This is a genomic window from Streptosporangium sp. NPDC006013 (assembly GCF_040614275.1).
Classification (GTDB): domain Bacteria; phylum Actinomycetota; class Actinomycetes; order Streptosporangiales; family Streptosporangiaceae; genus Streptosporangium.
On sequence record NZ_JBEXUE010000560.1, the window covers coordinates 1 to 5,956 of the forward strand.

5 protein-coding genes are annotated in these 5,956 nt (G+C 71.6%); 2 read left to right on the forward strand and 3 right to left on the reverse strand.

The window, feature by feature from the left end:
- Positions 1-11: 11 nt before the first annotated feature.
- Positions 12-1,229, reverse strand: coding sequence for a CU044_5270 family protein (locus tag ABZ260_RS44870; protein WP_355630295.1), 1,218 nt, complete (start codon positions 1,227-1,229; stop codon positions 12-14).
- Complete coding sequence (locus ABZ260_RS44875; RefSeq protein ID WP_355630298.1) at positions 1,226-1,747, reverse strand: RNA polymerase sigma factor; 522 nt, start codon at positions 1,745-1,747, stop codon at positions 1,226-1,228. The genes ABZ260_RS44870 and ABZ260_RS44875 overlap by 4 nt, the downstream gene beginning before the upstream one ends.
- Positions 1,748-2,040: 293 nt before the next feature.
- Between ABZ260_RS44875 and ABZ260_RS44880 the strand changes: the two genes are divergently transcribed.
- On the forward strand, positions 2,041-2,769 hold the full coding sequence (locus ABZ260_RS44880; protein WP_355630301.1) for a hypothetical protein: 729 nt from the start codon (positions 2,041-2,043) through the stop codon (positions 2,767-2,769).
- Between the two features lie 97 nt (positions 2,770-2,866).
- Here the strand turns inward: ABZ260_RS44880 and ABZ260_RS44885 are convergent, their stop codons facing one another.
- Complete coding sequence (locus ABZ260_RS44885; RefSeq protein ID WP_355630304.1) at positions 2,867-4,318, reverse strand: serine/threonine-protein kinase; 1,452 nt, start codon at positions 4,316-4,318, stop codon at positions 2,867-2,869.
- A gap of 370 nt (positions 4,319-4,688) precedes the next feature.
- Here ABZ260_RS44885 and ABZ260_RS44890 point away from each other — a divergent pair, with 370 nt between their 5' ends.
- Positions 4,689-5,882: a cytochrome P450 gene (locus tag ABZ260_RS44890; RefSeq protein ID WP_355630307.1), complete on the forward strand. Its 1,194-nt coding sequence runs from the start codon at positions 4,689-4,691 to the stop codon at positions 5,880-5,882.
- Positions 5,883-5,956 lie beyond the last annotated feature (74 nt).

The following is a 5,956-nucleotide window of genomic DNA, read 5'->3' on the forward strand; positions in this document are numbered from 1 at the left end:
CGAGGGTCGCCTTACCGGCGTCGAGGAGGAACTTCGATCGTTCCTGGAGGCGATCGAGCCACTCGGTTCTCGTCGGTCCAGCCGGCTTCGAGAACGGTCTCGGAGTTCCACACGGTGCCCGGCGCGAATCCGGCCTGCAGGCCGCCCGGCCGTACCACGACGCTGTCCCTGGCCAGTGCCCGCCCGGTCGCCTCGTCGAAGATCAGGCGGGTCCGCAGGATCCCCTCACCTGCCTTGGCGTCCGCCTTCGCCCTGACCCGTTCCTCGATGGCGACGGCGCTGCCGGTACGGCCCTCCGCGTCGACGACGTCACGGACGACCTCGATGGTCTCCAGGTCGGCGAGCATCCGGAAGGCGGCGCCGCGCACCTGCGGGGTGACCGGCATGTCGGTGATCAGCCCGACCGTGACGGCGAACAGCCAGGCGTCCGACGCCATCGGGGCGTCCGACTCGGTGCCGTGCCCCTCGTACGAGCGCAGCAGCCACGCCTTGAGCCTGTCCGGGTCCTTCGGCAGGCCGCGCAGGTCCTTCATGGTGACGTTGCGGCCCAGCCAGAACACCTTGTCCCCGTCGACGAGGGGGGCGTGGCCGTCCTGCGCCGCTCCCGGCTCGGTCGACAGGGTGAAACCTGCGGATTTCGGGCTGTTGCCCCTCTTGGGGGACCTGACCTGGATCTCGGACGGGGAACCGGCCCGCTCCCAGGCCGCCCTGTCGTCCGGACCCGCGGGCTCCGCGCCGAGGGACCTCGTCCGGCTCCACTGCTCCCCGCCGGTCGCCGACGGGGTCCACACCTCGTTCCGCTGCCGGTCCACGACGGTGTAGTCCCCGTCGGCCGCCTCGAACAGGTTCCGGCTCACCGACACGGTGTGCCAGTAGGCGCCGGTCACATCCGGCTGGCGGGCCGCCCCGTGGGCGGCGGCGAGCAGGATGGATCTCCCGGAGAGCTCGATGCGCGGGGTGGCGGTCGCCGGGCTCGAGATCACCTGGGCGGAGGGCGCACGCGGCGCCGTACCGCCGGTCGCGGAGATCGTGACGGCGACCGCGGTCACGGCCGCGGCGGCTCCGGCGAGACCGAGACCCCACACCGGGCGTACGATCCTGCGCCTGGCCGGGGCCGGCCGGGGCCGCGCCATGGCGCGGGAGAGCTCGGCGGCCCTGGTGCGCGGGTCGACCGGGGTGTCGTCCAGGTGCGCGGGGCGTGCGGCCCGCAGCTGATCGATGGGGTTCATGACCACTCCTCGCTGAGGTTCCTCATCCGGGGCTCGGGACTCACGGCGGTGTCCATCCGCTGTTTGAGCCGCCGGCGAGCGCGGTGCAGCCGCACCCGGAAGGTGGTCGGAGAGCAGCCGACGACCTGGGCCGCGTCGCGGGGGGAGAGCCCCTGCCAGGCGGTCAGGATCAGGATCTCCCGATCGTCCTCCGACAGCCCGGTCAGCGCCCTGAGCACGCTGAGCCGTTCGGTGACCTGCTCCGCGACGTCGTCCTCGGTCCAGGCCCGCAACTCGGCGCTGAGCGCGTCCCGCCGGATCTCCGCCCGGATGTTGTCGCGCAGCACGTTGCGGGCCACCCCGAGGAGCCATGGCAGCGCCGGCTCCGGCACGTCCTCCAGCCGTCGCCAGGCGATCGCGAACGTCTCGCTCACCACCTCGTCCGCGACCTGCCGTCCCGCGCGGCTGACCACGTAGGCCCAGACGCGCTGCCGGCACTCGTCGTACATGCCGGTGAATCTCTGCGAGTCGTCCGTCACCGCCCCGCCCCCTTCGTCCCGGATGTGTTCTTCTGACACCGGGAAGTGGCCGGGGACCCTCGGTTGTTACCCGCTTCCTCGAAAAAGGGTACGAGCCTCCTGAGACCGCCGGTCAGGGGCGGCGGGCGGCGACGACGAACAGCGGCTGGCCACCCTCGTCGACCAGCCGCTGTTTCATGTGGAATTCGCCGGCGCTCCGGTCCCCCGACATTCAGCGCCGACAGCGACATCGTTCGGCATAGGGTGATGTTCTGGGAACCTGGAAGCTTCCAGGGTGCTAAGGGGCGGAACAGATGCGGACGATCCTCTTGCAGGCCGAGGCCCCCGACGACGGGGCGGTCGTCATCGAGCTTCCTCCGGGTCGCGAGGTCACCTTCGGCCGCGGATCGGAGAGCGCCCCGGTCGACTTCCCGCTGGACCATCCGGGGATCTCCCGGCGGGCCGGGATCATCCGGGCCGTGGACGACTACTGGCTGCTCACCAACCTCAGCCGGGACGCCACCCTGGTCGTGGAGAACCCGGAGGGCGGCGGGGAGTTCCTCAAGGTGGCTCCGCGGCGGGTGGCTGCGCCCGTGCCGTTCGAGTTCGCCCGCGTGGTGCTCCCGGTGGCGGGTGGCGTCTGCTCCTTCCTGGTCTTCGCCTCGCAGCACAGCTTCATCGACCCCGACGCGCCCGAGAGCGCGGCGGTCGGCGAGCCGACCGTCTCCGGCTTCCCCGTGGACGAGACGGCGAAGTACTTCCTCGTGCTGATCGCGCTCTGCGAGCCGCGGCTGCGCGACGGCTCGTCCCCGGTCATCCCGATGGTGCCGGAGATCCTGGAGCGGCTGCGCGACGTTCCCGGCGGCGCGGGACTGACCCGGGCCGCGGTCAACTTCCACATCGACTATCTGGCGCGTACGAAACTGCGCGTCAAGCCGCCGTCGGGCTCGCGCAAGGCCGACTGGCAGCGCGCCGCGCTGGTCTCCGTGGCGCTCCGCTTCGACCTGGTGCGGGAGGAGCATCTGAAGCGGCTGAACAGCTGATCACCCCCTTTCTGGGCGGCGCCGCCGCTGCAGGTCACCAGCTGAATGTTCGCGCCGCTCGCCGGCCGCTTTCCCCGCGGCGGAGACAACGGGTGTATCACGGCTCGTAGGCGGCCCGGTGTCGCCGTACCAGGTCGGCGTGGGCCTGGAAGCGCGCGGGAATCCCGCCCTCCTGGCGGACCACGTCGTCGGAGGAGCGGAACGCCACCGCGCCCAGCAGCCCGGGGTCTCCGGGCACCCCGGCCAGCAGCGGCAACCGCATGCACAGGTAGCGGCCGACGGCGGGGATGGTGTCCTCGGGCGAGAGGGGCGGGGTGAGGACGGTGCCCCGGCGGTCGAACGGCAGGTAGTACTGGAGCACCGACGGCGTCCAGCGCGCGAGGCCGTACTCGTCCTTGGCCGCGTCGAACAGGTTCGCGTCGAAGTTGCTCTCCGCCTTCAGCATTCCGGCGACCAGTGCCGGGCTCAGGCCTGGGTCCGCGCACATCGTGCCGGCTTCGACGATCAGCGCGCGATACTCCCGGGGAATGTCGGAGCCGGAGCGCAACCACCGCCCGAACGGGTCGGCCACCCGCGAGTCGACCATCCCCGCCCCCGAGACACCCGCCAGCACGAGAGCCGCCGAGGCCATGGTCTTCGCCATCCGGCGGCCCGTTCGCCGGGGCGACCCCCCCAAAGTGCCGGCCAGCAGTCGCGCGCGGTAGAGCTGGCGGACCGCGCTGGGCCTGGACCTCGGGTTGGGGTCCAGGCAGTCGCTGACCCAGGAGCGCCAGGCCTCGGGCAGCGAGACCGGAAGCGACAGGGGGGACTCGCCCGCCGCGTACTCGACGGCGGCCACATAGCGCGCGCGAGCGGTGGGGGCGCTGAAGGGAAGGTGGCCGGTGAGCAGCTGGCACGCCGTCACGCCCAGCGCCCAGATGTCGGCCGAGGCCCGCACCGCGTGCCCCTTCTCGCTCAGCGGCTCCCCCCAGCGCTCAGGAGGCACGTGGTCCACCGAGCCCATCGGGGGAAGGTAGCCGTGCGTCCCGTCCATCTCGGTGGCCAGGCCGAAGTCGGCGAGCCGTACCGAGCCGTCGGCCATCACGAGCACGTTGTTGGGTTTGAGGTCTCCGTGCACCCACCTCTCGGCGTGCATGTGCGCGAGCCCCTCGCAGATCTCGGCGATCAGCCTCGGCGCGCCGGGAACCGGAGCCCCCTCCCCGATCAGATCGGCCAGTGACCGTTCCGCCAGGTCCATCACCAGAACGCACGCGCCGTCGAGTTCGGAGTTCCCGGCGTCGTCGACGACGAGCGTCTCCCGCAGCCGGATCAGCCGGGGGTGCCGGAGCCTGTCGTGCAGGCGTAACTCCCGCTCCGTCATGTCCCGCAGGTGCCGCAACTGCCGCCGGGTGAGCGTGCCGGTGGGGAGGAACTTCAGCGCCGTCTCTCTCCCGTCTCGTGTTCCCCGGTAGACGCTCGCCCAGCTCCCCGTGGCGACGGGCCTGCCGACCCGCCAGTCACCGACGCGATACCCCGAGGGGACGCTGACCGCCCATCCCTTGGTGTCCATCGTCCTGCCGCCCTCTCACATCACCGAGCCGACGCGATGACCGCGGTCATCGCGCGGGACGCCGTGAACAGGTGGATGCCCCTCGAACGGATCACCGTACCGGGGCCAGACCGTCATGCTAGATCGAATACGAGTGCGTCGAGCATCGTCACCGCGGCCGGCTCCGCCATGCCGGTGGCAGCCTGCCCGCCGGCCTTTTCGGTCGGTCCGGCAGGAGCGTCGGTGTCGCCCTCATAACGCCGGGGTTCCGAGGCACGTGCAGGTCAGCGCGGTGGGCGATATCGCGCCCGCCGGGATCCCTTGCGGGGAGGCGACGGCTGGTTATCGTTTTTTCGGAACAGTCAGGACGGCCGGTCAGCAAGGGAGCTACATGAGCGAGACTCCGACGCCTCCGCTGTACATGCGGCGAGCAGGGTTCGACCCGGATCCGGAACTGGGAACGCTGCGGGACGGGGAGGGGATCGGGCGCGCCGGCACACCCTTCGGCGTCGACGCCTGGTTGGTGACCCGCTACGCGGACGTACGGACGGTGCTGAGCGACCCCGAACGGTTCAGCAACGCCGTGGGGATCGACTTCGTGCCGTCCGACACGAAGATGAGCAAGGAGGAGGTCGCGGCGCTGCGCGCGGGCAACATGCTCGCCCTCGATCCTCCCGAGCACACCCGGCTGCGCCGGGTGCTGACGCCGGAGTTCACCATCCGCCGGATGCGCCGGCTGGAGCCGCGGATCATCCGCATCGTCGAGGAGCACCTGGACGCGATGGAACGCGCCGGGTCCCCGGCCGACCTGGTGTCGTCGTTCGCGCTGCCGATCCCCTCACTGGTGATCTGCGAGTTGCTGGGGGTGCCGTACGCCGACCGGGAGGACTTCCAGCGCACAAGCAGCAAGATGCTCGATGTGGGGGCGCCCTTCGAGGAGCGTCTGACGGCACAGCTGGAGTCGCGCGCCTACATCGGCGAACTGGTCGCCCGCGCCCGGGTCGATCCCGGGGAGGAACTGCTCGGCACGCTGGTGCGCGAGCACGGCGACGACCTGACGGTGCACGAGCTCGTCGGCATCGGCACCCTGCTGCTGCTGGCCGGGCACGAGACCACCTCCAACATGCTCGGACTGGGCACGCTGGCCCTGCTCCGCCATCCCGACCAGCTGGAGCTGCTGCGGAAGGAGCCCGAGCGCATCGACGCGGCGGTGGAGGAGCTGCTGCGCTGGCTCAGCATCGTCCACTCCGGCACCGCCAAGGTGACCACCACGGAGGTCGAGATCGCCGGCCAGGTCATCGGGCCCGGCGAGCTGGTGGTCTGCGCGCTGCCCGCCGCCAACCGCGACGCCGGGTTCCTGCCCGACCCCGAGACGCTGGACATCACCCGGGGCGCGCCCGGCCACCTGGCCTTCGGCCACGGCGTGCACCACTGCCTGGGCGCACCGCTGGCCCGGATGGAGATGCGCATCGCCTTCCCGGCACTGCTCGGGCGCTTTCCCGAGCTGCGCGTGGTCGAGCCCGAGGCGCACTTCCGCTCTTTCAGCGTCGTGTACGGCCTGACGTCCCTGCCGGTCGCCTGGTAGCCGGCGTTCGGGCGCCGCTCCCGTGGTGTCCCGGCCGGGGCGCCTGGCCGCGCGGGCCCCGACCTTTGGAAGAT